This is a genomic window from Anaerostipes sp. (genome assembly GCF_018381315.1).
Taxonomy (GTDB): Bacteria; Bacillota; Clostridia; order Lachnospirales; family Lachnospiraceae; genus Anaerostipes.
The window spans coordinates 252,528-278,878 of the sequence record NZ_JAGZSD010000005.1 but is presented as its reverse complement, the minus strand read 5'-3'; the positions used below and the strand labels follow the sequence as shown (position 1 = coordinate 278,878).

The window sequence follows — 26,351 nt, the reverse complement described above, 5'->3', positions numbered from 1 at the left end:
ACATTACGATAAAACTGCCTGACATAGAAGATATTATAGAAAACTCAGAAGGGGGAAAAGAATCATGCAGAAAAAGAAAATCTGGACGGTTGTATTAGCAGGCTTTTTGACGGCAGCATTGGCAGCCGGCCAGGGAAGTCTGTTTGCCAAGGATGAGGCAGAGGGACAGCCAGAACAGGAACAGCAGGGAACGACAGAAGTAAATAATTGGGGGGGGGGGGTACGGAGAATGTACCTACAGAATTCAGCAGTACAGAAGAATTAACAGAGATTGTGAATCCTGATAAAGAGAAACAATATATCGGGCAGAAAATAAAACAATCGGATTCAGAAAAGAAACCTCAGACAAAGAGCGCAACAAGCAAGAAGAAAACATCAGAAAAAACGGAGACAGGACAGACAAAGCTGGATGTGAGCAAAGGAAGTATCCAGATCAAAACGGGAGGGGCAGTTGGAGGAGGACTGACCCAGCCAGAAGATAATCTGAATCCGGAAGGGTATTATATTACGGGTACAACAACAACTAATAAAATTGTTGTGGACCCTGGGGTGACGACGGATATAACCTTTGATAACCTTAGTATTACAAATCAAAACAGAGAAGAAAACTGTGTGACTGTTTCCCATGCAGATGTTTCGATTACTCTGATCGGAGAAAATAAGCTTCTCTGTGAGGAGACAAATTACGGTGGTCTAGTCAAAGAGGGGATGGATGAAACAGTATTAACACTAAAATGCGAATATGCGGGAGAGAAAGGGCATAAATGCAGGGAAGATATCTGCGGCAGTCTGGAAGCCGGAGGGAAAGCATCGCATGTAACTGCCATAGGAAGCATTACAGCTACCAGGCATATAAGCAGTGAAAGTGGTTTTTCAAATTTATACATAAAGGGCGGAATCATTAAAGCCTTTGCAGGTGATGATAATTGCGCCATAGGAGCTGCATGCTGCAGCTGGGGACTGGGAAAAGGATATACAAAAAACATCCATATTTCAGGAGGGATTGTTACGGCGATTGGAAGTACTTACTGTGCTGGAATCGGAAGCGGATGCTGGACTCCGACGGATGGGATATATATTACCGGAGGAACCGTTTATGCCAAAGGAGGAACTGATTCCCCGGGAATTGGATCCGGAGGCAACGATACCGGAATTGATACTAATAAAAATAAGGGTGTTCTTGATGTCTCAAATGTTGTAATTAGCGGAGGAGATACCATTGTTAAAGCGTTAGGAGATATTGATACAAACATGCCGGGTATTGGCTGCGGAAAGACATCCATAGGAGGAGAAAAAGGGATTACCAAAAATGTAACTGCATCTCCGGATGACGGATACCAAGGATATATTCAGGATGGAACAACAGAGACAGATTATGATTTTACAGATGACACTCCATTTTCCACTGACACCGCTATCTCTGTAGAAAAATATTATACAAAAATATACTTTGGCCCATACCGGGATGAAAATACCATCGCAAAAGATACGAAAGAACAGATTGGAGCCAACCATGTAGTCAGTAAGACCGGAGGAACTGGCTTTACAGAAAGTCAGCTGAAGGATTTGACCAAAGTTACTGGGAAGCAGGAGAATGGTTCCAATTTTTCGGCGGAAGAACTGACTTTCACAGATACCAGCCAGATTGAGAAAATCAACAAGGCTAAAACTGGCGGAAAGATTGGGGATTATCCACTGACGTTTACCACGCCGGATGGAACGGAAGTGACTGTGACTGTATCGCTGAGAGACAGCGGGACCGATGCTTCCAATTTTGACCCGGAGAATCCTACTCCGGTTATAGGCGCAAACGATTTTGAGAAAGATACCGGGGGAGATGCCTTCACAGAAGAACAGCTGAAAAAGTATGGGGAAGTCAAAGGAAAAGACAAAGAAGGAAACACGATTTCCCTGGAAGATTTTACAATAGATGCAGAACAGTTCAAAAAGATCAATGAGGCGAAAACTTCGGGAAAGACCGGAGTATTTGATCTGACTTATTTAGCGGCGGATGGTAACCTGGTAAAAGTTAAGGTGTCTTTAGTAAAATACGATGAGACTGTAAAAAATCCGGAGAGCGAAGAAAGTATTAAGGGAATGAATGTGATCAGCAAGACCGGAGGAGAAGGGTTCAGTGAAGCTCAGCTGAAAAATCTGACTAAAGTCCAGGCATTTGATGAAAATGGACATGAAATCCCGGCCGCAGATCTTGTTCTGTCTGATCCAGATGAGCTGGAAGCAATTAATAAGGCAAAGACTGCAGGAGAGACAGGAGATTTTTCTTTATCCTTTGAAACAGCGGGTAAAACGAAAGTGACGGTTACAGTCTTTTTAAGAGATCAAGGAACTGACGGAGCTGAGGAGAACCCGGAGAAGCCGGCAGCATCGATTGCGGCCAATGATGCAGTGCACAAGACCGGAGGAAACGCTTTTTCCAAAGAAGATCTGATCGGACTGTGTAAGGTAAAAGGAAAAGATGAAGCCAAGAATAATGTACAGATCAGCATAAAAACTGATGAGATGGATCGGCTGAATACTGCAAAAAAGGCGGGGAAAACAGGTGCCTTTTCTCTTACCTTTTCAGTCTCAGAAGGGATAGAAGCAAAGGTTACAGTTACTCTGACAGGAGAACACAAGGTAAGCTTTAACCCCAACGGAGGAGATTTTACCCCGAAAACCCAGACAGTAACCGGAGGTAACTGCGCGGTGGAACCGAAGGAGCCCGGGAGGGAAGGATATACATTTGAGGGCTGGTATTATAAAGATGAAAACGGCAAAGAACAAAAATGGGACTTTGGGACACCAGTCCACTCCGATATCTCATTGAAAGCCAGATGGACAAAAGAGCCGGAAGGAAATACATCATCTGAAAAAAAGGACAGCACAGATGGAAACAAAAACAGGAAAGACAAGACAAAAAAGAAAAACGAAAGCTATTACTGGGACAGTGAGGATATCACAAAGGATTACGGAAATAATGGATCTGTTGCAAAGACAGGAGATACAAAAAGTATGGCAGCAGTAATATTTATGATGATTGCAGGCGGCGGAGTCCTGTGTTTGCTGTACTATAAGATAAACAGGAATAGAAAAAATTATAAATAAAAATGATATTCTGAACTGCCTGTTTGAAACGGTGATAAACTGGTTTTGGGGTTAAGCCCTGAAACCAGTTTTTTTCTTAAAAGAACTCTAACCTTTGAATGGAGAGCTGGTCCTTAAAGACATTATGATAAAACTGCCTGACATAGAAGATGTCATAGCATAGAAAATGCAGAAGGGGGAAAGGAATTATGCAGAAAAAGAAAATCTGGACGGTTGTATTAGCCGGTTTTTTGACGGCAGGATTGGCAGCCGGCCAGGGAAGCCTGTTTGCTAAAGATGAAGCAGAGGGACAGCCAGAACAGGAACAGCAGGGAATGACAGAAGTAAAAAATTGGGGGGGGGGGTACGGAGAACGTACCAACAGAATTTAGCAGTACAGAAGAATTAACGGAGACTGTGAATCCTGATAAAGAGAAACAAAACATCAGGCAGGAGATAAAACAATCGGATCCAGAAAAGAAATCTCAGACAAAAAGCAAGAAGGCTTTAGGAAAAACGGAGACAGGACAGACAAAGCTGGATGTGAGCAAAGGAAGTATCCAGATTAAAGCAACCGGAGCAGTGGGAGGAGGACTCTCTAAGGCAGAAACCAGTTTAAATCCTAAGGGTTATTATATAACAGGAACAACAACGTCATATAAAATCATTGTAGATTCCGGTGTGACAACGGATCTGATCTTTGAAAATCTCAGCATTACAAATCAAAGCAGAAGTGAAAACTGTGTAACGGTTTCACACGCCAATGTGACGATAACGCTGATCGGCAAAAACACTTTATCATGTGGAAAAGAGAGATTTGGAGCTTTAGTGAAAGACGGAATGGATAATAAGACCCTGACTTTGCAGTGCGAGCATGCCGGAGAGGATGGCCATAAATGCAGGAAAGAAACTTGCGGAAGTCTGAATGCCAGCGGAACCACAACACATACAACTGCCATTGGAAGCAGTTCTGAAAAAGCATCGCAGGATAATGAAACAGGCTTTTCTAATCTGGTGATCAGAGGAGGGATTATCACTGCTACGGCAGGAGACCATAACTGTGCCATTGGGTCATCATGTAATTCTTACAATGCTAACAGAGGTTATACTAAAAATATTACAATTTCCGGAGGCATTGTAAATGCCAAAGGAGGAACTGCCTGTGCGGCTATCGGCAGCGGTGCATATACTCCGGCAGATGGTATTTATATTACAGGTGGTACAGTCTATGCAGAAGGAGGAGCGGATTCTCCAGGGATCGGATCCGGAGGACTGAAAGCAGATATATCACCTGTGGGAACAGTAAAATTGGATGTCTCAAATGTTGTGATCAGCGGAGGGGACACCGTTGTTGTGGCTGTGGGTGATATGGCAACAAATATGCCGGGAATCGGATGCGGAACATCTCCTAATGACCAGCCTAAAGGTGTTGCAAAAAATATTACAGCATCACCAGACTTTGGCTATCAGGGGTATATTCAGGATGGGACCTCTGAAGATGATTATAATTTCACAGATCACACGCCCTTTTCTTCCAATACTGCAATTTCTGTAGAAAAATACTATACAAAAATCTACTTTGGCCCATACAGGGATGAAAATACCATTGCCAAAGATACAAAAGAACAGATTGGTGCTAATCATGTCATCAGTAAATCCGGAGGAGCTGGATTTTTGAAAAGCCAGCTAAAAGACCTTACAAAAGTGAATGGGAAACAGGAAAATGGAACCAGTTTTTCTGAAGAAGATTTAACTTTTGCAGATGAAGAACAGATTGATGCCATCAACAAAGCAAAAATCTCCGGGAAGATCGGGGATTTTCCCTTGACATTCAAGACACCAAACGGAACCAAGGTAACAGTAACTGTGTCTTTGAGAGACAGCGGAACCGATGCTTCTGAGTTTGACCCAAAGAATCCTGTTCCGGTCATAGGAGCAAATGATTTTGTTCAGGATACCGGCGGAGATGCATTTACGGAAGAACAGCTGAAAAAGTATGGGGAAGTCAAAGGAAAAGATAAAGAAGGAAATACGATCTCCTTGGAAGATTTTACGGTAGATGCAGAACAGTTTCAAAAGATCAACGAGGCAAAGACATCCGGAAAGATCGGGATTTTTGACTTGACTTATACAGCATCGGACGGAAATCAGGTAAAGGTCCAAGTTTCTCTGGTAAAATATGATGAGACCGTAAAAAATCCGGAGACTCAGGAGAGTATTAAGGGAATGAATGTGATCAGCAAGACTGGTGGAGATGGATTCAGTGAAGCTCAGCTGAAAAATCTGACCAAAGTCCAGGCATTTGATGAAAACGGACATGAGATTCCAACCGAAGATCTAGTGCTGTCTGATCCGGATGAACTGAAGGCAATCAATGATGCAAAGACTGCCGGGGAGACAGGTAATTTTTCTTTATCCTTTGAAACAGCAGGTAAAACGAAAGTGACGGTTACAGTCTTCTTAAGGGATGAAGGTACAGATGGAGCAAAAGAAAACCCGGAGAAGCCGGCGGCATCGATTGCAGCCAATGATGCATCCCATAAGACCGGAGGAAAGGCTTTTACCGAGGAAGAACTGATAAAACTCTGTCAGGCTAAAGGTAAAGATGAAGCCAAAAATAATGCAGAAATTCATATTCATAAAGAACAGATGGAGAAGATTAATGCGGCGAAACAGGCTGGGAAAACCGGAGTATTTGAATTAACATTCTCTGTCACAGGAGGAAAAGAGGCCAGGATCAAGTTTACTTTGACAGGAGAGCACAGGGTAAGCTTTAATCCAAACGGAGGAGATTATACCCCGAAAACCCAGACTGTGGTTGGAGGAAAATGTGCAGTTGAACCAAAGGAGCCAAAAAGGGAAGGCTTTACATTTGAAGGCTGGTATTATAAAGATGAGAATGGAAAGGAACAGAAGTGGGACTTTGAGACGCCGGTTCATTCCGATATATCACTGAGAGCTAAATGGAAAAAAGATGCAGCAGTTAAGGACGTGTCTGATAAGGAGAATAATACAAAAGAAAACAGCCCCAAGAAGAAAAAAGAAAGTTACTATTGGGACAGCGAAGATATAACAAAAAATTATGGAGACAGCAGTTCTGCTGTGAAGACCGGAGATACAAAACATATGGAAACAGTAATTTTTATGGTGTGTGCCGGTATAGGAATCATGATTTTAATGTATGGAAAGAAGAATAAAAAGAACTAGCAGCAGTAAAATTTATTGTCAGATATATTAAATAGAAGGAAACTGGTTTTAAAGTTTAATTTTAGAACCGGTTTCTTTTTTCATATCTAACCTTTAGTCTGAGGGCTGGTCCTTAAAGACATTATGACAAAATTGCCTGTTATAGACAAATACAGAAGGGGGAAAGGAACCATGCAGAGAAAGAAAATCTGGACTGTTGTATTAGCCGGTTTTTTGACAGCAGGATTGGCAGCCGGCCAGGGAAGCCTGTTTGCTAAAGATGAAGCAGAGGGACTGCCAGAACAGGAACAGCAGGAGACAGCAGAAGTAAAAAATTGGGGGGGGGGGTACGGAGAACGTACCTGCAGAACCTTATAACACGGAACAAAAAATAAAAGGTAAGAAGAGTGTACCGGGGACTGCAGCAAAAGCGGAAACAGGACCGACGATGCTGGATGTAAGCAAAGGGAATATTAGAATCAAAACAACCGGTGCTGCCGGAGGGGGACTATCTTCAAATGAAACAGCACTGAATCCAAAAGGTTATTACATCACTGGTACAACAACAAGATATAATATCATTGTAGAAAAAAATGTGACGACGAAGATTACCCTTGACAATGTCAATATAACATGTGATACCTCAAATTATGATTGTATCAATGTATCTCATGCCAATGTGACAATCACATTGACGGGAAAAAATAATTTACTCTGCAATGCGGGAAACTCCAAGGATGGACTTTTTTCAAATCTGGGCAATGCCATTACGAAAGACGGAAAAGACGGAAGCTTGACAATCCAGTGTGAATCTGCTGATGAGGCGGGGCATCACTGTGACAGCAGCTGCGGGAGTCTGAATGCCACAGGAAATAAGTCTCTGTATCATGCAGGAGCCATTGGCAATTCTACAAGAAACTGCAGAACGGAGGGAGAGACAGGGTTTACAAATTTTACTGTCCGCGGAGGCAATATTGTTGCAGAAGCCGGATATCACAGCCCGGGAATCGGAGGTGCCTGTACCAGCAATTATGCCAATGGAAAAGTAGAAAATATAACTATTACCGGAGGGAATATAAAAGCGGTAGGCAACGTTTATTGTGCAGGAATCGGCGGAGGGAATAGTGCTGATATAAATGGGATTTATATCAGAGGAGGCTTTGTGGAAGCTGTAGGAGGAAACTCTGCTCCGGGTCTGGGAAGTGTAAATGCCTGTTTTCAAAATCTTGTTATTACCGGCGGAGATACTATTGTGGTGGCTATAGGAGACTCAGGCAGCAGCGCACCCGGAATAGGCTATGCCACATTTGGCTCAGGATCTGGTTCAGCAGCAGATATAATTGCATCGCCGAATACAGGGTATCAGGGATATATTCAGGATGGTAAATCATTGACAGATTATACTTTTATGGAAGGAACTCCTTTTGCCAAAGATACTGAGATAAATGTGGGAAAATTTTATACAAAGGTTTATTTTGGACCGTACCGCGATGAGAATGCCATTGAGAAGGACACAAAAGAACAGATTGGAGCCAATCATGTGGTCAGTAAGACCGGAGGGGAAGGCTTTACTCAAAAGCAGCTGAAAGACCTGACGAAAGTTACAGGTAAGCAGCAGGACGGAACGGATTTTCCCCCAGGTGATCTGGTTTTTAAGGATGCCAGCCAGATCGAGAAGATTAATCAGGCAAAAACTTCCGGGAAAATAGGCGATTACCCATTAACCTATACGACACCAAACGGCACAGAAGTGACGGTTACCATTTCCTTGAGAGACAGCGGAACCGATGTTTCAACATTTGATCCCCAAAATCCTGTGCCTGTAATCGGAGCTAATGATTTCGAGAAAGACACCGGCGGAGATGCCTTTACTGAGGAACAGCTGAGGGCATATGGTGAAGTGAAAGGAAAAGACAAAGACGGAAATACAATTTCTCTGGATGATTTTACAGTAGACCCGGAGCAGTTCCAGAAGATTAATCAGGCAAAAACTTCAGGAAAAGCCGGAGTATTTGATCTGATTTACAAAGCCCCGGACGGAAATCAAGTGAAGGTAAAAGTAACTTTGGTAGGGTATGATGAAATTGAAGAAAACCCTGATAATGGGGAAAGTATCAAGGGAATGAATGTGATCAGCAAAACCGGAGGAGAAGGATTTTCTGAGAAACAGCTCAAAGATCTGACAAGAGTGAAAGCATTTGATGAAAATGGACATGAAATTCCTGCCGAGGATCTTGTGCTGTCCGATCCGGAAGAACTAAAGGAGATTAATAAGGCTAAGAAGTCAGGTGAAACCGGAGACTTTTCTCTGTCTTTTGAGACTGCTCAGGGGACGAAAGTTACCGTTACCGTTTATCTGAGAGATGACGGAACTGACGGGGCGAAAGCGGATCCGGAACATCCGGAATCAATGATCGCGGCTAATGATGCGGAGCATAAGACCGGAGGAAACGCATTTACCAAGGAAGATTTAATTAAACTCTGCAAAGCAAAAGGGAAAGACGGATTTAAGAATAATATAGAACTTGATATCAGCCAGGATGAGATGGATCAGCTAAATGCGGCAAAAAAAGCGGGAAAGACAGGAACCTTCAGTCTGACTTTTTCTGTTGCAGGAGGAAAAGAGGCTAAGGTTACTGTTACTTTAACCGGAGAACATAAAGTAAGTTTTAATCCTAACGGAGGAGATTATACTCCAAAAACCCAGACAGTTCCCGGAGGAAAGTGCGCTGTGGAACCAAAAGAACCAAAGCGGGATAGCTACATATTTGAGGGGTGGTACTATAAAGATGAGAACGGGAAAGAGCAGAAATGGAATTTTGAAACGGCTGTTCACTCAGATATTTCTTTAAAGGCAAAATGGAGCAAAGTCTCAGAAAGTAATACCTTCGCTGACAATAAAGACAAAGATGAAGGAGAAAAAAATAGCAAAGATAAAAAGAAAGAAAAAAAGAATCGTTATTACTGGGATAGCCAGGATATTACAAAAAATTATGGGAAAAGTGATACTGCGGCAAAAACAGGGGATACAAAAGATATGGTTGTTGTAGTGATAATGACAGCCTCAGGTCTGGGAACGCTGTATCTATTTTATAGAAGGAGCAGGAAAGCATGATTGGTCTCGTTTTATGAACCGATCCCCATCAAGTAGACAATTGAAAAACTATAAATTTTTCCTGCCAGTGGCTAACCCCGCTGGCAGTTTTTTTTGCCGATCGTAAATAGTTCTCATTTCTCCATAGGTGTCAAGACGCCGAGATTTCTCAATAATACAGTTAGGATAAAAAAACATACTTTTTTTTGTCTTTTTCTTTTTGCTATTTCCAGCAGAAGAAAAAGAGGATAATTTTCATATATCTTTTTGATAAGAAGGCAGAAGATAAGAATCTCCTTTTGAATTAAAATGAGTTATAAGTTAAGACGCTAGTTAGAAAAGTCGAAAGGAGAAAGAATATGAAATTAGGATTTATTACAGCAATCTGCGATGGAATGACACTGGAAGAGGTTGTCGATTTTGCAGCAGAGAATCAGCTCGAATGTTTAGAAGTTGCCTGCTGGCCGCAAGGTGGAGCACAAAGAAGGTATGCAGGTGTCAGCCATATTGATGTTGTCAATCTAACAGAGGAAAAGGCTGCTGAAATAAAAGAATTGTGCGCATCAAAAAATGTAGAAATTTCTTCTCTGGCATATTACCCAAATACAATGGATCCAGACTTAGAGAAAAGGCAGGGTTATATCGAACATCTCTATCACTTGATTGATGCATCGGCAATGCTGGATGTAAATATGATAACCACATTTGTCGGGCGTGATCCCGCCAAAAATGTAGATGAGAATATGAAACTTGTAAAAGAGGTGTGGCCTCCCATTGTAAAGTATGCAGAGAAAAAGAGTGTTAAAATTGCAATTGAAAATTGTCCAATGCTTTTTACAGAAGATGAGTGGCCGGGAGGACAAAATATCATGACAACTCCTGCAAATTGGAGAAAAGTATTTGATATTATTGACAGCCCAAACTTTGGTATCAACTATGATCCGTCCCATTTTGTATGGCAGATGATTGATTATATTACGCCGATGTATGAATTCAGGGACAGGATCTTTCATGTACATTATAAAGATATCAAGATATATGAAGACAAGCTTGCTGATGTGGGAACAATGGCAACACCGCTTGAATATATGTCGCCAAAACTTCCGGGGCTTGGGGATGTTGATTGGGGCAGATATGTATCTGCATTAACAGACATTGGATATACGGGGAATACCTGCATTGAAGTAGAAGATAAAGCTTTTGAAAATAATCTTGAAGACGCGAAGAAAGCAGTCATTCTTAGTGCAAAATATCTGAGAAATTTTGTGATTTAATACTTTCGCAGAAAGGTATAAGAAAATGAATAATTATGTGTTTGGTGTTGATATCGGTGGGACAACAGTAAAAATCGGATTGTTTAAAATGCCGGAAGAGATTGTGGAAGTATGGGAAATTCCAACTAGAACAAAAGAAAAAGGAAAATATATTCTTTCTGATATTGCAAAAGAAATTTTAAGCAAGATTGAAGAAAAAGGAATCTCTAAAACAGAGGTAGAAGGAATCGGTATGGGAATTCCAGGACCAGTGAGCGCAGATGGAGAGGTTCTTAAATGTGTTAATCTCGGTTGGGGAATATTTAATGTAGAACAGGAAATGGAAAAGTTGACTGGTTTTAGGGCCAAAGCCGGGAATGATGCAAATGTTGCGGCATTAGGTGAAATGTGGAAAGGAGGAGGATGTGGATACAAAGATATCGTCATGATAACACTTGGAACAGGTGTTGGAGGAGGTATCATTATTGACGGACATATTTTATCTGGAATTAACGGTGCAGCAGGAGAAATTGGGCATATTCCAATGAAAGGCGGAGAAAAAGAAACTTGTGGATGTGGAAAAAAAGGATGCTTAGAACAATATGCATCTGCAAATGGTATCGTCCGCATCACAAAAAGATACTTAGAAGAAAATCCTGATATATACAGTAGTTTAAGAACAATGAAAACATACACATCGAAAGAAATATTTGAAGAGGCAGTAAAAGGGGATCAAGCTGCGCTTTGTATGGTAAATGAAGTGGGAAGTATGCTTGGAAAGGCATTATCAGCAATATCTTGTGCGGTGAATCCAGGGGCTTTTGTAATCGGCGGAGGTATGTCAAAAGCAGGGGATATTCTGATAAATACGATAAAAAAATATTATATGGAATACGCATTCCATGCAGCAAGGAATACGATATTTAAACTTGCCAAGCTTAGTAATAACGCAGGGATATATGGAGCAATAAAATTAGTTCTGGAATAGAACACAAGGAGGATATCATTATGAGTTATAAATATGCAGTGATAGGATATGGTTTTATTGGAAGGAGACATGTAAACACTTTAAAAGAATTTGAGGCGTCTGACTGCGTTGCAGTATGCGATCTGAATCTAAGACGGTTAAAGGAAGTACAGGAAATCTATCCGGATATGTCAGTATACGAAAGCGCAGAAGAACTTTTTGCTAATGAAAAACTGGATGGAGTGATCATTTCTGCAAATAATAAAGCACATAAAGAACTTACCATTATGGCAGCAGAACATGGATGCAATATTATTTGTGAAAAACCTGCGGCACTTACCGTTGCAGAATATGATGAAATGATGGAGGCTGTGAAGAAAGCAGGGGTGTCCTTTACCGTTCATCAACAGCGAAGATTTGATAAAGATTTTAATACAGTAAAAAAATGTTATGATGAACATCTTGTAGGGGATATTTATACCATCCAAAGTTCACTGTACGGCTTTAATGGAAACATGCATGACTGGCATATTTATAAATCTGAAGGTGGTGGAATGCTGTATGACTGGGGAGTTCATCTCATCGATCAGATTCTTTATATGGTAGAGGGAAAATTAAAGACAGTTTATGCAGATGTCCGCAATGTCATCAACAAAGAAGTAGATGATTATTTCAAAATTCTTCTTCGCTTTGAAAATAATGTGACGGCTGAAATTGAACTTGGAACCTATTTCCTAAACGATCAGCCGGGATGGTTTGAACGTCATTGGTTTGTTGGAGGCAATCAAGGTTCTATGAATGTGAATAAGTTTGATCCGGAAGGTAAGATTGTAAGAACAACAAGACTTCTTGAAAATGTAGATGAAGATCAGGATAAATCAGCAGCTTCCTATGGACCAACACGTTCCTTTGGAATCCCATCTCCTGGATTGATTGCTGCGGAGCCTTTGCCAAAAGTAAATGTAGAACAATCTGATTATTTTGTAAACTATTTTAAATCATTGGATGGAAAAGAAGAAATGTTAGTGAAACCAGAAGAAGTAAGAAGAGTCCTTTGTGTGATGGAAGCAGTACGTGAATCTGCGGAAACAAAACGAAGTGTTGACTTTGAATAGGAGAAAAACATGAGAATTGATGCACATGTACATATTGCGGTAAAAGAGGGTGAAAACCCCATGTCAAATCCAGAAAATGTCATTCGCTCTATGGATGAAAACGGGATTGATAAAATCGTCTGTTTTACATTTGGGACAGGATTAGACAACCAAAAACGTTTAGCAGATGCAGTTGCACCTTACAGAGACAGAATGATTCCATTAGCATATGTAGGTCCCAGGGAAAAGGACTGTGCAGAGCAGCTGTTGTATTGCTTAGATGAACTTGGATTTCAGGGAGTAAAGCTTCATCCTTACGTTTCAAACTTTTGTGTAGCAGATATTGAAATGTTAAGACCGATTTTTGAAATTTTAGAAAAAAAACGCTCCTACGCAGTGATTCATTGTGCAAGTGAAGATTTCAGGAATCATCCGTCGATGTTTGAGCGTCTTGGAAATTCTTTTCCACACGTATTGATCCAGATGGCACATATGGGAGAAGTGATGTCAACAAAATATGCAGTTGATGTAGCAAAACGTGTTCCAAACATTTATCTGGACACTGCGATCTGCTCCTATGCTGCAGTCAACAGAGCTTTGGCCAACTGCCCGGACAAAGTATTTATGGGATGTGATTATCCTTTTTACAAATTTGAAATGGAAATTCACAAACAACTTCTTGTTGCAAAAGATACAGGAAAGAACCAGGAAATTGAAAATATTATGGGTGGAAATTTTACTCGTATTTTTGATATTGATGAAAATAATAATATTAAACATAAACTATATACATAAAACAATGAGTTATTTTCCATTATCTCCAGCCGGCTCTGGAAAGGCCTCCTTCCGACAATGAAGAAAAACTATCGTAGGACGGCACCTTCTGTTTAGCTGTCATCCTTATCCAGTAGATACTATGTCCATGTGGAACATATCATGCATACTTTCTTTTTTAGCCGTATCACTGAAACTATGTGATGCGGCTTTGCTGTATGAAAATAAGTGAAAAACTGTAATATATCGTGTATAATAAAAGCATTATAAAAACCAGATGAAAACTTTATGGTGTGAGGAAGTGGCGATGGAAAAAAATTATATGCAATCGGACGCAATCGTGGAGTTTGAATTTATAGAAGAACAAAATATACAACCTCATGACCACGAGAATCCGGAAATACTTTTTGTTTTGGAGGGAGAACTACATGTAAAAACAGACAAGCAAGAGTATGAACTTTCCAATGAAGACTTTTTGCTCATCAATGCAGACCGTTTACACAGTTACACAGCAAAGAGAAAGCTCCTTGCAGTTCGGTTTCAGATTTCTATGGCAAAGCTGAGAGAATTACTGCATCAGAATATAGTCTTGTTCTGGTGTTGTTCTGTGTTAGAAAAGTCAAAATCCTATGATGAGATGCGAAAGCTGCTCAAGGAAATATTATTTTGTAATGTCAACAAAGGATCAAAAGATGAATTTTATGTAAAAAGTCTGCATTACCAGTTATTGAGTGTGCTTTGCGGGGAATTTCTCTTAGATGCCAAGGGTATGAGCGGCGATTTTGCAGAAGAAAGAGATCACGCAGGCAGGGTATTGGATTATATCCGGGCAAATTATCAAAATAGGATTTCTCTTCAGGATGTGGCAGATGAGCTTTTTCTCTCACCCACATATCTGTCGAAGTATATCCGGAAAAGCTGTGGGAAGGGGTTTGTTGATCTGACCAATTCCGTTCGACTGTCTCATGTGATGGAAGATCTTATGTACACAGATTTACCTGTGATAAAGATTGCAATGAATAACGGGTTTGCGTCTGTTGCGGCTTTGAATAAGGTCTTTAAAGAAACATATCAGACAACACCTTCTGCGTATCGCAAGGAAAAGAGATTGAATACGAAGAAAGATAACAGTACATATATGGAAAAGACAGCCATGTATTTGCATAAATATTTAGAACGGGATCATCACGCAAAAGAAGAAAATGAAATGTTTCTTTCACTGCCGCAAAAAGAGTATCAGGCAATCACTTTAGAAAGTCTGATGAATGCGGGGCAGGCAGCAGATTTATTAAAAGCATCCACACAAAGTAAGATTTTGTATTGTAAAAGACAGCTTGGAATTCAATATATCCGTTTTTGGAATGTGTTTGAGGAAGAGATGCATTTGAAACGTGTTTCTGGAAGTGAGAAATTCAATTACGGACGGCTAGATGAAATATTAGACTTCTTAGTTAAGCAGCATCTTCGTCCTTACATAGAATTACGATCTAAACCGCTCAGGCTTTTGCGGACGGCGAATAAACTTTTTCATGAGAAGGGCTATGAAGAAGATATTGAAGATAAAAAAGAGAGTTCTGAATTTTTTGATGATTTTTTTACCCATCTGATCCGTCGGTATGGACGGGAAGAAGCAAATACATGGATTTTTAGTTATAGCATTGCAAATGACACAAAGTTTGAAAATTCTAGTTTTATCGGAAAACTCACGAATGAACAGCTCTGGGATGATTATCTGCAGGAATTTGATATAGTGGCAGCTTCTTTGAAAAAGAGATTCCCAGATGCACAGATCGGCGGAGCGGGATTGCCGGCCCAACATTATGAATATAAACGTATGAAACAGTTTTTTGTACGCTGGAAAAGTCGAAAGTATCTTCCGGATTTTATCAGTATTACCAGTTTCCCTTACCATCTTGTTCAAGAAAGCGGAACATGGTATGAACAGAGGAGGACAGATTTTAATTTTGTAAAAGAGGATGTCCAATTAGTGAAAGCAGCAATGGAAAGTTCTGGTTTTGGTAATATAAAACTTCATCTTACAGAATGTAATCTGACGTTATCGGATCGTAACTGTATCAATGATTCTGTAATCCGTGCCGCATTTATTGCAAATACAGCGGCACAGATTTATGACAAAGTAGATTTCTTTGGAATATGGAATACATTGGATACCTACTCAGAGTATTCAGACTCTGCCAATTATCTGTTTGGGGGAAATGGCATTCTTACAAAAACAGGGATTGCGAAACCAGCATGTTTTGTTCTTTATTTTATGAAGCAATTGTATCGGAAACTTGCAGCTCAAAAAGACGGATGCCTGATCACAATGAATGAATACAAGCACTATAAACTTTTGGTACATCATCTGGTGAATATGAATACTGCTTATTATTTAAAAGAAGAAGATCAGTTATCACCGCTTAGTATTGAACAGATGACGAAATCAAAGGAACGAAAGATCATTCATATCAGTATTGATGATATTCCAGAAGGCTGCTGGCAGATTCGGAGATACTGCTTGAACCAGGAAGCAGGGTCTATTTTAAATGAATGGTTAAATCTCGACCGTGATACAGAACTTCGAATGGAAGAACTAAATTATCTTGAGAAAGTTTGTCCGCGTATGTTTATTCAAAAACAGGTTACAGATAAAAACAGGCTGGAGTTCGACATTGCTTTAGAGCCAAATGAAGTACAATATCTTCATATTACAGAATTTAATTAAAATTTCATATACGAAGAAAGAAAAACACTTTGTCTCAGGATGAGGTGTTTTTTTGTATATGATATCTTGTCATTTTTTGTTTCCTGATCGTGTGAATTCAAATTTTCGCTAAAAATTGATCCTGTTATGAACTGTGAGAAGATAGAGGATGATTCTTGGAGGGATTATAATAAAAGCAGAAAGATTGATAAAAAAGGGAGGTAACGATGAAGAAAAAAGTAACATTCTATTATATAAGACATGGGGAAACATTGTTTAATGTTTTCAATCGTATGCAGGGCTGGTGTGACTCGCCACTGACGGAAAAAGGAATCAGCAATGCAAAAGAAGCAAAGAAAATGCTGAAAAACATATCTTTAAAGGCAGCTTATGTTTCCACCAGTGAAAGATGCAGGGATACTTGCGCAATTATTCTGGAAGGAAGAGAGATTCCTACATATGAAAGAAAAGGTCTGAAAGAAGTGAATTTTGGAACTTGGGAAGGAGTAGAAGTTGACAAACATCTGGATGAAATCAACCGACGCCGAGGTAACGGTATACACTGGGATGACTGTGGTGGTGACAATAATGACACCTTTGGAAAGAGGATCAGAGAAACTTATAACGAAATTTATGAAGAGTGTGAGGATGGCGACCGGATTCTTATTGTATCTCATGGTGCAGCATGGCTTTGGATGCAGGGAATTTTATTAGGAATTGACAGTGGAGAATTCGGGAGATTAAAAGAAGATAAAGGTCTTACAAAATTACCAAATGGATATAATGGTATTTTTTCCTGCACAGATGGTCAGTGGAGGCTCGAAGAGGTTCCAGGGCTTACAAAAGAAGAAATAAAAGGCCTTTATGAGAATTGATAAAACGGGAAAGGAGAGTGGGCCATTGGTAAAAAAAATATCTGCAAAACGCGTTGCTGTCTACGTTGGAGGTATGGTAAGTGTATCTCTTGGAATTGTGTTATGTGCACAGTGTGGGCTGGGAATTTCACCAATCAGCAGCATAGCATTTGTTTCAAAGGAAATACTGCCGTTTTCTTTTGGGCAGCTTACGATGCTGTTTCATCTTATGAATATTTTGCTTCAAATGTTGCTGCTGCAAACAGTGACAGATAAAAAGCTTCTTCTGCAGATTCCGGTTGCTTTTATTTTTGGGTGGCTGATTGATCTGATAAAGACAATGATTATAATTGATCAAAACCAAATTCTGCTGCAGCTTTTAGCCTTGGCATGCAGTATTTTTTTTACGGCACTTGGAATGGTTATGATGGTGAAGATGAATCTGGTTCAGAATCCACCAGATGGACTTGTAAAGTGCTTGGCAGTGGTATCGGAGAAAAAATTTGGTCATGTAAAAATTTTTTATGACATTGTCTGTGTGGTTATTTCTATTGCAATCGGGATGCTTTTTCTGCATCATCCATACGGAATGGGGATTGCTACCATAACATCTGCTTTACTCGTTGGAAAAACTGTGATATGGATCCAGAAAACGATGGAAAAAAGAGTGACAGCAAGAATTCATATTGAAAAATTGAAATCATGATATGGAAGAAGTAAATGTATGAAATTTCAACATGATTTGATATGGTATTGGCTAAGATTACGGAAGTTTAAAACTTTAAAAAAAGATAAGATAAAGATAACAAAAAGAAGTGCAAAAGGAATAAAGGAGGAAGTTCAATGTATGACAACTTTTTAATTCGAAAAGATAGTCTGAAAAATGATGTTGATGAAAATGGAAATGTGGTCGGTTTTCAATTCGCAGCAAGAAATGCAAATTATAGAGGGGTTTATCTTTCACTGCATAATGGCTATTACATAAAAGTAGATGGAGTGCAGTACAAAAGAGATGTACAGACATTTGAGATTAACGGAAAGGCTTCAAGAACCTTTGAAGAGATTAAAACGGCTGTCTGGGAACATTGGGATTATGATGATGAAGGAATTGTTCACGTAAAAAAAGATGGTGGACTTGCACCCGGGAAACATTTCATTGATTTTCAACAATCTATTCTGGCAGCTTACGGATATCTTCCAACAGATGAGGAATGGGTAAAATGTCCGCCGGAACCTGGTATGGGAGCAGGGTCAGACAAGACGAAGAATATTGTTCGCTATGAATTAGAACTGCAGGACTAGCACAAACAGGAGGAAAAACAGATGGGAATTAAAAGAGGCGTTGATTTTTACAGTTATCAACAGGCACAATTTTTTAAAGAGTTAGATTTAGAAGGAATGTTAAAGGAAGCATCCAGTATCGATGGGGTAACCGGAATCGAAGTTTTGGATGAGCAGTCACTGCCTTATCCGGATCCATCCGATGCGTTTGTAGAAAACTGGCATGCCATGTGCAAAAAATATAAGCTTGAACCAGTTACGATGGATGTGTTCTGTGACGTACTACAGTTCAGAGATCATGTCATGAGTTTTGAAGAATGTGCAGAACGATTAAAACATGATATCAGATTAGCGAAAAAGTTAGGTTTCAAAAATGTCCGTACACTTGCGACGACCAATATTGAGATTCTTGAACTGGCACTTCCAACAGCAGAAGAATGTGATATCAGAATTGCAAAAGAAATCCATGCACCAATTCCTTTGAATGGACAATATGTCAAAGAAATTCAGGAAGTTGTTGAAAAAACAGGAACCAAACATCTGGGAATTGTACCAGACTGGGGGATTTTTGCATACCGGCCGTCTGAAGTGACACTTGACTGGTATGTCCGCCAGGGAGCAAAGAGAGAAACTTGTGAACTTGTGGATCAATTCTGTATGGATAATTATACAGGGAAATCAGATGCACTCAGCAAAATTGACCTTTCTATGTATACGGGCGGAAATGTAGAGTCTTTCTTCCATGCATATTTGAAAAATGGAGAAGCTCCAGAAGATTTAAAACCAGCATTTGAGATGATGGAACGAATGGTGAAAGAAAAAGTACCAGATTATAAGGACATTGATTTTGAAGTAATGGGACAGGCGCTGCTTCTATCCAGAGCCAAACCTGAAGATTTAATACCACTCCTTCCAATTATTGTAAATTTTCATGGCAAGTTTTATAACATGTCAGAGGCAGAGGGACATCCGGGTGTTTATATAGATAAAGCTCTTGATTATGAAGGGCCGATCAAAGTGTTAAAAGAGTATGGATATGACGGATATATTAATACAGAGTATGAAGGACAGAGAAGGTTCCAGGACCGTACAGAAAAAGAATTGATCAGTGAAGTCGATCAGGTAAGAAAACATCAATCTATGTTAAAGAGATTGATTGAGGAATAAATAACAAACTATGTGATCATAAAAGGAGGAATATTAAAATGGAAATGTTGAAGTTAGGTATCATTGGTACAGGTGGAATTTGTAATAATAAACATATACCTTCATTGGCTAAGGTTGCAGATCAGGTGGAGATTGCAGCACTCTGCGATCTTGACGAAGAAAAAGCAAAGGCGACAAAAGAACAACATGGTATTATCAATGCTAAAGTTTATACAGACTATAAGGAATTACTCGCAGATCCTTCTATTGATATTGTTCACGTCTGTACACCAAATGTGGCACATTGTCAGATTACAGTAGATGCTTTTGAAGCAGGAAAACATGTACTTTGTGAAAAACCAATGGCAGCAACTTCTGCAGATGCGCAGAAAATGATAGATGCATGGAAAAGGTCAGGAAAAAAGTTTACGGTAGGATACCAAAATAGATTTCGTCCGGATGTACAGGTCCTTAAAAATTCTTGTGACGCAGGGGAATTAGGTGATATTTATTATGGAGAGGCCAATGCAATTCGTCGAAAAGCAGTTCCTACCTGGGGGGTATTTCCAGACAAATCAAAACAAGGCGGGGGTCCGTTAATTGATATCGGAACACATGCGCTTGACATTACTTTGTGGTGTATGAATAATTATGATGTTGACAGCGTAAGCGGACAGGTATTTTATAAGCTTGGAAATCTGCAATCTGCAGCAGAAGGAAATACATATGGTGCCTGGGATGCAGAGACGTTTGAAGTTGAAGACTCTGCAATGGGATTTATTAAGATGAAGGATGGTTCTTTAATTAATTTACGTGCATCATGGGCCCTGAATTATATGGATGCCCGCGAAGCTTCCACAACATTATGTGGTACACTGGAAGGTGCAGAAATCAAGCATGGAGGAAGCTATCCTCAGTCAGAACTTTATTTTAATCAGACACGTCATGGTAAAATGATGAGTCAGAAAATGGATGGAGAAGCTCTGGTTGATTATTTTGATGGGGTAAATGAAGCTCCAGGTGTAGTGGAAGTAAAGCAATGGATTGCTGCCATTCGTAATGATACAGAACCGTGTGTAAAACCAGAAGAAGCATTTAGAGTAACACAGATTCTTGAAGCAATCTATCATGCATCTGATACAAATAGCACGATTAAGTTTGATTAATTTTGAGCCGTCATAAAGATTATTTCTTGAAAGAGAAAGGAAAAGGTATATAAATGGCAGATATGGACATTGCAAAGCAGATTATTGATGCTGTAGGCGGAGAAGGGAATGTAAAGACACTTGGGCACTGCATGACCAGGCTGCGTTTCACTCTTAAAAGTGAAGCGAAGGCAGATGATGTGGCAGCTAAGCAGATTAAAGTTGTAAAAGGTCTTTCCAAATCAGCAGGACAATACCAGCTGATTCTTGGAACAGGTATTGTAGATGAGTATTTTGATCTTATTACGTCAAGCTATACATTTGGTGAAGAAGATTATTCTGGTGTAAGGGAAGAAGAAGATTTTGGAGAAGATAAAAAGAAAAATCCTATTATAAACGCACTTAGCAATGCTCTTGGAATTGTGTCAGGAAGTGTAGGTTCAATTCTTGGATGTATTATGGGGTCGTTGATGATCAGTGCAATACTTTCCCTTCTAACTTCGTTAAATCTTGTTAGTACACAAAGTAGTACATATGCGTTTTTTTCTACCATTTCAGCGGTATGCTTATATTCACTTCCTGTATTGATCGGTTTCAGTGCCGCAGAAAAACTGCAGACAAATAAGTATATGGGAGCATTGCTGGGAGCAATTATGATTTATCCAGATATGATGGATGCGATTGCTGAAGGAAGTGTAAGTGTTTTTGGATTATCTATTCAAAATTTCTCTTACGCCTCTACGATTGTTCCAATTATTCTCGCAGTCTGGCTTTTAAAATATGTAGAGAAGTTAGCTAAAAAACTCTGTCCTGATATGGTTGCTATTTTTGGTGTTACATTGATCGAGCTGTTGATCACAGTTCCATTGGTATATCTTGTTGTAGGACCGATCGGTGTTCTAATCACCAATGTGATTTCTAATTTTGTACTTTTTATTTATGCACATGCTGGTATCCTTGCTCCAGCAGTTGCAGGAGCAATCATGCCTTTGGCAGTTATGGCAGGAGTTCATTTGGGATTGTTCCCAATTGCAACTTTAATGATTTCAGATGTAGGATTTGATCCGATTGTCCATCCTGCACTTATGGTATACAATATGAGCGTTGCTGGTGCATCTTTTGCATATGGCTTAAGATCCAAAAAAGTGGAGGATAAAGCCATAGGAGTTTCTTCTGGATTATCTGGCTTATTGGGTATTTCAGAAGCGGGGCTATTCGGTGTTGTCCTTCCTAACAGACGAGTTTTAGTGACCACAGAAATTGGTATTTTGATTTCTGGTGTGATAACGGGGATTGTAAGTTACAAATGTTATGTTCCGCTTTCTCAATCCATATTTGCGATTCCGGCAGCAGCGCATGGTGACTTTAATCTTATAGCATGTGGAATTTCACTTGTCAGTGGTGTTGTTGCAAGTTTCGTTATTACTTATTTATTTGGTGTCAATTCAAAGAAAAAAGCAGAAGAAAATCTTGAAACAGCAGAAGTTACAGATGATGTGATTGTCGCACCGGCAGATGGTGAGATGATTGATATTGCAACAGTATCCGACCCTATGTTTGCAGAGAAAACTATGGGAGAAAGTACAGCATTTCAATTTGCTGGAGACAAGGTTGTTCTATGTTCGCCTGCAAATGGTACGCTTAGTGCATTGTTCCCAGTTGGCCATGCTTACGGAATCACCATGAAAAATGGTGTTGAATTAATGGTGCACTGTGGTGTCAATACTGTTGAATCCAACGGAGAAGGATTTCGGATTTTAAACAAAAAGAAAGGGGATCTTGTTAAGGCAGGAGATCCGATTGTAGAAGTGGATTTGAAGAAATTATCAGGAAAGTACGACATGACGACAATGCTGGTTGTTACAAATGACAATGGCAAAGAATTAAAGTTTGTAGAACCAGGAGTTGTGAAAAAAGGTCACTCTGTACTTTCTATATAAATAGCGGATATTTATCAGGCATTTTAAGTATTCGTTAAACATTATAAGAAATCAACCTTTTGGTTGATTTCTTTTTTAGTGCCTTGATCTACAATGATCATATCAAATATCAATCATTTGAAAAAGGTGTTTCAAAAGAAAAAAGTGATAAAAGACTTATCTTTCCAGCGTAATCAAGGGGAAATCCTCTGCCTGCTGGGGCCAAACGGCGCAGGGAAAAGTACTACAATCAATATATTAAGAGGGGTTCTTGAAGATGACAGAGGCAATGTTTTGTATCATGAAAGGGATATCAAAACATGCAGGAAGGAATTTCAAAAGTATCTGGAGGTTGTACCCCAGGATAATGTTTATTTTTTCGGCTCCCTGTATGGATTAAAAAAAGAAGAATGTAATGATCTACATGGGTCTTATGGTCATCAGTATATTGGCTGCGGTATATTTGGCGGGGATGCCAAAGACAGCAGGAAATATTACGTTAGTATCAAAAAGCAGCATCTCCCTGCCCCAGAGCCAGAACATCCTTACAAAGCTGAAAAAGTTCCTCCAAAAGCGGTGAGTCCCTGGCGAAAACAGGAGATACAAAAAAAATATATCATATGTTCCTGATGATAACGACAGGTGCAGCTATACTTTATATAATGAACAAAAGAAAGAGATGTAAAAAAAGCTAAATTAACATTTGTTTTTTTACAAAGTGTTCTAACCTTTATAGTAGGAGCAGGTCCTTAGTGTTATTATGTTACAACGATCTGTTGATATAATAAAGGGGGAAAAGGAACATGCAGAACAAAAAAATCTGGAGTATCATTTTTGCATTTTTTCTGATTGTCACAATCATAACCAGTCAGGGAATTTTATATGCGGAAGATACAGCAGAGGAATCTACAGAGCAGGGAACTCAGGAACTGGCAGAAGAGACAACAGCGGCAGAGGATGAATGGCAGGATGAAGAGACAGAAAATGCTGAATTATCAGCAGCGGAAGATGCAGAGGGGAGTACAGCGGCTGATATCAGCGGGGAAAAGCAGGATAATAAAGGTGAACCCAGCCATTCCCTCATTTTGCAGAAGACGGATCCAAAGAGAAATAAAACGGCCGCTGATGCAGTACCAAAGACAGAAGACGGACAGACAGCACTTAATGTGAGCAAAGGCAGTATACAGATCAAATCCAGCGGAGCTGCAGGAGGCGGGCTTTCTCAGGCTGAAACTAAATTGAATCCTAAAGGCTACCAGATTACCGGAACTACAACAGAAAATAAGATTGTAGTGGATCCTGGGGTAACAACAAATCTTACCTTTGATAATGTCAGCATTACCAATCAGAACAGGAGTGAAAACTGTGTAACTGTTTCCCATGCAAATGTGTGCATTACATTAATTGGGAATAATGCACTTTCCTGTGGGAAATCAGAATACGGGGCGCTGATAAAAGATGGAATGGATGAGTCTGCTCTGATTCTGCAGTGCGAGCACAGCGGAGAATCCGGGCATAAATGTTCTGCAGGGACTTGTGGAAGTTTAGATGTAGAAGGAACGGACTATCATGTAACAGCCATTGGCAATATGCTGCTGAACAGAGATGTACAGGATGAGACAGGATTTTCTAATCTGACGATAAAAGGCGGTATTATTACAGCAAAAGGGGGAGAACATAACAGTGGTATTGGTGCAGGATGCAACAGTTATGCAGTTAAAAAAGGATATACAAAAAATATTCGTATATCAGGAGGCGTTGTTAATGCAATAGGAGGCAAAAACTGTGCAGGTCTGGGAAGCGGATCATGGACACCGGTTGACGGCATTTATATTACCGGGGGGATTGTCTATGCATCCGGAGGCTTGGATTCACCAGGCATTGGATCCGGAGGAAGCGGGTCAAATTCACCTGCCTATAACGGAAAAGCAAAGGTTGATATCAGCAATGTTGTGATCAGCGGAGGAGACACTGTTGTAAAAGCGGTTGGTGACGAAGACAGCGATATGCCGGGAATCGGATGCGGAAAACCGCCGGCAGGAGATCCGAATGGAAAAGCATCGAATGTTACAGCATCTCCTGATACAGGATATCAGGGCTATATTCAGGACGGTACGTCAGAAAATAATTATAATTTCTCCGATGATACTCCCTTTTCCTCTAAAACATCAATCTCTGTTGAGAAGTATTATACAAAAATTTATTTTGGACCGTACCGCGATGAAAATACGATTGCAAACGATACCAAAGAACAGATTGGTGCCAATCATGTGATAAGTAAGAGCGGAGGGAGCGGGTTCACGGAAAGCCAGCTGAAAAATCTTACCAAAGTCAATGGAAAGCAGGAGAATGGGATTGATTTTCCGGCGGAAAAGCTGGCTGTTAAGGATAAAAAGCAGATTGATAAGATCAACGAGGCTAAGGCCCTCGGAAAGATCGGAGATTACCCGTTGACATTTACAACACCAAGCGGGACAGAAGTAACTATAACTGTATCTTTAAGGAACAGTGGAACCGATGCATCCAAGTTTGATCCCCAAAACCCGACTCCGACCATTGGAGCAAATGATTTTGAGAAGGAGACCGGAGGGGATCCCTTCACAGATGATGAACTGAAACAATATGGAGAGGTTAAAGGTAAAGATAAAAACGGAAATACAATCCCTCTGAATGATTTTACTGTAGATTCAAAGCAGGCTTTAAAGATTAATGAAGCAAAGACCTCCGGAAAAGGAGGGGTGTTTGACCTGACATACACAACAGGGGACGGAAGTACAGTAAAAGTGAAAGTATCTCTGATAGGATATGATGAGGCCACGGAAGATCCGGAAAATGGGGAAACCATCAAAGGAATGAATGTGATAAGCAAAACCGGAGGGGAGCAATTTACAAATGAGCAGTTAAAAGAGCTGGCAAAAGTCAATGCGGTTGATGAAAACGGAGATGAAATTCCGAAAAATGACCTGCTGTTTTCAAACCCCGATCAGGTTGCAGCTATTAATGAGGCAAAGACAGCCGGGGAAACCGGAGACTTTTCACTATCTTTTCAGACTTCAAAAGGAACAAAAGTAACAGTCACAGTTTACCTGAGGGATGATGGCACAGATGGAGCCAAAACGGATTCGGAGCATCCGGAGGCATCAATCGCAGCCAACGATGCAGCCCACAAAACAGGAGGAAACGCTTTTACCGAAGAAGAATTGATTGTGCTCTGCAAAGCAAAAGGAAAAGACGAAACAAAGAACAATGCAGTTATCAGTGTTAACAGAGAAGAAATGGACAAGCTGAATGCAGCAAAACAGGCAGGAAAGACTGGTACATTTTATTTGACATTTTCTGTTGCCGGAGGAAAAGAAGCAAGAGTCAAGGTTACTTTAACCGGAGAGCATAAGGTAAGCTTTAATCCAAACGGGGGAGATTATACTCCAAAAACCCAGACGGTTGTAAGCGGTAAGAATGCTGTAGAGCCAAAAGAACCAAAGCGGGAAAGATACACATTTGATGGATGGTATTATAAAGGCGAGAGTGCAAAAGAGGAAAAATGGAATTTTGAGACCCCGGTCCACACAGACATGGAGTTAAAAGCAAAATGGACCAAGGATACGGGCTCAAACATATCTTCTGAAAATGCCGGAGGAAACAAGAGCGGAAAGAAAAACGGCGGTTACTACTGGAAAAGCGAGGATATTACCAAAAACAACGGAAACAGTGGCAGAAGCGGGTCTGCTGCAAAGACAGGAGACACAAAAAATTCGGCTTTGGTATATTTTATGATGGCCTCAGGTGCAGGCATTCTGTACCTGTTATATAGAAGAAACAGAAGTCAAAAGAGCTAGATCATGGAAAAACA

The 26,351-nt window shown here is 40.1% G+C and carries 19 protein-coding genes and 1 pseudogene; all 20 read left to right on the top strand.

Annotated elements, in window-relative coordinates; all coding sequences use genetic code 11:
* Window positions 1–64 precede the first annotated feature (64 nt).
* Entirely contained in the window at window positions 65–265 is a 201-nt protein-coding gene (locus tag KH180_RS06270) for a hypothetical protein (protein WP_290757922.1), read from the top strand.
* An 8-nt stretch (window positions 266–273) separates the two neighbouring features.
* Entirely contained in the window at window positions 274–3,105 is a 2,832-nt protein-coding gene (locus KH180_RS06265) for an InlB B-repeat-containing protein (protein ID WP_290757919.1), read from the top strand.
* 188 nt (window positions 3,106–3,293) lie between these two features.
* Entirely contained in the window at window positions 3,294–3,476 is a 183-nt protein-coding gene (locus KH180_RS06260; RefSeq protein WP_290757917.1) for a hypothetical protein, read from the top strand.
* 25 nt (window positions 3,477–3,501) lie between these two features.
* Window positions 3,502–6,291, top strand: coding sequence for an InlB B-repeat-containing protein (locus KH180_RS06255; protein WP_290757914.1), 2,790 nt, complete (start codon window positions 3,502–3,504; stop codon window positions 6,289–6,291).
* Window positions 6,292–6,462: 171 nt separating this feature from the next.
* A complete protein-coding gene (locus KH180_RS06250) occupies window positions 6,463–6,648 on the top strand; it encodes a hypothetical protein (RefSeq protein ID WP_290757911.1) in 186 nt (61 codons plus the stop codon).
* A 70-nt stretch (window positions 6,649–6,718) separates the two neighbouring features.
* Window positions 6,719–9,385, top strand: a complete 2,667-nt coding sequence (locus KH180_RS06245; protein ID WP_290757908.1) for an InlB B-repeat-containing protein — start codon at window positions 6,719–6,721, stop codon at window positions 9,383–9,385.
* A 338-nt stretch (window positions 9,386–9,723) separates the two neighbouring features.
* Window positions 9,724–10,638 (top strand): sugar phosphate isomerase/epimerase family protein, encoded by a 915-nt coding sequence (locus KH180_RS06240; RefSeq protein WP_290757905.1) that lies wholly within the window; start codon window positions 9,724–9,726, stop codon window positions 10,636–10,638.
* 25 nt (window positions 10,639–10,663) lie between these two features.
* A complete protein-coding gene (locus tag KH180_RS06235) occupies window positions 10,664–11,605 on the top strand; it encodes an ROK family glucokinase (RefSeq protein WP_290757902.1) in 942 nt (313 codons plus the stop codon).
* A gap of 20 nt (window positions 11,606–11,625) precedes the next feature.
* Window positions 11,626–12,699 carry a Gfo/Idh/MocA family protein gene (locus KH180_RS06230; RefSeq protein ID WP_290757899.1) on the top strand — a complete coding sequence of 358 codons (1,074 nt, stop codon included), beginning with the start codon at window positions 11,626–11,628 and terminating at the stop codon, window positions 12,697–12,699.
* Window positions 12,700–12,708: 9 nt separating this feature from the next.
* Complete coding sequence (locus KH180_RS06225) at window positions 12,709–13,473, top strand: amidohydrolase family protein (protein WP_290757896.1); 765 nt, start codon at window positions 12,709–12,711, stop codon at window positions 13,471–13,473.
* Between the two features lie 286 nt (window positions 13,474–13,759).
* Window positions 13,760–16,177, top strand: coding sequence for a GH39 family glycosyl hydrolase (locus KH180_RS06220; protein ID WP_290757893.1), 2,418 nt, complete (start codon window positions 13,760–13,762; stop codon window positions 16,175–16,177).
* Between the two features lie 206 nt (window positions 16,178–16,383).
* Complete coding sequence (locus KH180_RS06215) at window positions 16,384–17,031, top strand: histidine phosphatase family protein (protein ID WP_290757890.1); 648 nt, start codon at window positions 16,384–16,386, stop codon at window positions 17,029–17,031.
* Window positions 17,032–17,056: 25 nt separating this feature from the next.
* Window positions 17,057–17,716, top strand: a complete 660-nt coding sequence (locus KH180_RS06210; RefSeq protein ID WP_290757887.1) for a YczE/YyaS/YitT family protein — start codon at window positions 17,057–17,059, stop codon at window positions 17,714–17,716.
* A gap of 137 nt (window positions 17,717–17,853) precedes the next feature.
* Entirely contained in the window at window positions 17,854–18,312 is a 459-nt protein-coding gene (locus tag KH180_RS06205) for a C-glycoside deglycosidase beta subunit domain-containing protein (RefSeq protein WP_290757884.1), read from the top strand.
* A gap of 21 nt (window positions 18,313–18,333) precedes the next feature.
* Window positions 18,334–19,458: a sugar phosphate isomerase/epimerase family protein gene (locus KH180_RS06200; RefSeq protein WP_290757882.1), complete on the top strand. Its 1,125-nt coding sequence runs from the start codon at window positions 18,334–18,336 to the stop codon at window positions 19,456–19,458.
* A 38-nt stretch (window positions 19,459–19,496) separates the two neighbouring features.
* The gene (locus KH180_RS06195; RefSeq protein ID WP_290757881.1) at window positions 19,497–20,603 is read left to right on the top strand and encodes a Gfo/Idh/MocA family protein; all 1,107 of its coding nucleotides are present in this window, start codon (window positions 19,497–19,499) and stop codon (window positions 20,601–20,603) included.
* Between the two features lie 53 nt (window positions 20,604–20,656).
* A complete protein-coding gene (locus KH180_RS06190) occupies window positions 20,657–22,522 on the top strand; it encodes a glucose PTS transporter subunit IIA (protein ID WP_290757879.1) in 1,866 nt (621 codons plus the stop codon).
* A 93-nt stretch (window positions 22,523–22,615) separates the two neighbouring features.
* A pseudogene (locus tag KH180_RS16950) lies at window positions 22,616–22,864 on the top strand (ATP-binding cassette domain-containing protein); the annotation flags it as partial.
* A 52-nt stretch (window positions 22,865–22,916) separates the two neighbouring features.
* The gene (locus KH180_RS06185; RefSeq protein ID WP_290757876.1) at window positions 22,917–23,081 is read left to right on the top strand and encodes a hypothetical protein; all 165 of its coding nucleotides are present in this window, start codon (window positions 22,917–22,919) and stop codon (window positions 23,079–23,081) included.
* A 223-nt stretch (window positions 23,082–23,304) separates the two neighbouring features.
* A complete protein-coding gene (locus KH180_RS06180) occupies window positions 23,305–26,337 on the top strand; it encodes an InlB B-repeat-containing protein (protein WP_290757873.1) in 3,033 nt (1,010 codons plus the stop codon).
* Window positions 26,338–26,351: the final 14 nt, after the last annotated feature.

Excerpts from the sequence above, each read along its gene's own strand:
- KH180_RS06200 (WP_290757882.1), top strand. The coding sequence starts at position 18,334 with ATGGGAATTAAAAGAGGCGTTGATTTTTACAGTTATCAACAGGCACAA.
- KH180_RS06220 (WP_290757893.1), top strand. The coding sequence starts at position 13,760 with ATGGAAAAAAATTATATGCAATCGGACGCAATCGTGGAGTTTGAATTT.
- KH180_RS06185 (WP_290757876.1), top strand. The coding sequence starts at position 22,917 with ATGATCTACATGGGTCTTATGGTCATCAGTATATTGGCTGCGGTATAT.
- KH180_RS06260 (WP_290757917.1), top strand. The coding sequence starts at position 3,294 with ATGCAGAAAAAGAAAATCTGGACGGTTGTATTAGCCGGTTTTTTGACG.
- KH180_RS06250 (WP_290757911.1), top strand. The coding sequence starts at position 6,463 with ATGCAGAGAAAGAAAATCTGGACTGTTGTATTAGCCGGTTTTTTGACA.
- KH180_RS06215 (WP_290757890.1), top strand. The coding sequence starts at position 16,384 with ATGAAGAAAAAAGTAACATTCTATTATATAAGACATGGGGAAACATTG.
- KH180_RS06235 (WP_290757902.1), top strand. The coding sequence starts at position 10,664 with ATGAATAATTATGTGTTTGGTGTTGATATCGGTGGGACAACAGTAAAA.
- KH180_RS06240 (WP_290757905.1), top strand. The coding sequence starts at position 9,724 with ATGAAATTAGGATTTATTACAGCAATCTGCGATGGAATGACACTGGAA.
- KH180_RS06190 (WP_290757879.1), top strand. The coding sequence starts at position 20,657 with ATGGCAGATATGGACATTGCAAAGCAGATTATTGATGCTGTAGGCGGA.
- KH180_RS06225 (WP_290757896.1), top strand. The coding sequence starts at position 12,709 with ATGAGAATTGATGCACATGTACATATTGCGGTAAAAGAGGGTGAAAAC.
- KH180_RS06180 (WP_290757873.1), top strand. The coding sequence starts at position 23,305 with ATGCAGAACAAAAAAATCTGGAGTATCATTTTTGCATTTTTTCTGATT.
- KH180_RS06195 (WP_290757881.1), top strand. The coding sequence starts at position 19,497 with ATGGAAATGTTGAAGTTAGGTATCATTGGTACAGGTGGAATTTGTAAT.
- KH180_RS06205 (WP_290757884.1), top strand. The coding sequence starts at position 17,854 with ATGTATGACAACTTTTTAATTCGAAAAGATAGTCTGAAAAATGATGTT.
- KH180_RS06245 (WP_290757908.1), top strand. The coding sequence starts at position 6,719 with ATGCTGGATGTAAGCAAAGGGAATATTAGAATCAAAACAACCGGTGCT.
- KH180_RS06270 (WP_290757922.1), top strand. The coding sequence starts at position 65 with ATGCAGAAAAAGAAAATCTGGACGGTTGTATTAGCAGGCTTTTTGACG.
- KH180_RS06230 (WP_290757899.1), top strand. The coding sequence starts at position 11,626 with ATGAGTTATAAATATGCAGTGATAGGATATGGTTTTATTGGAAGGAGA.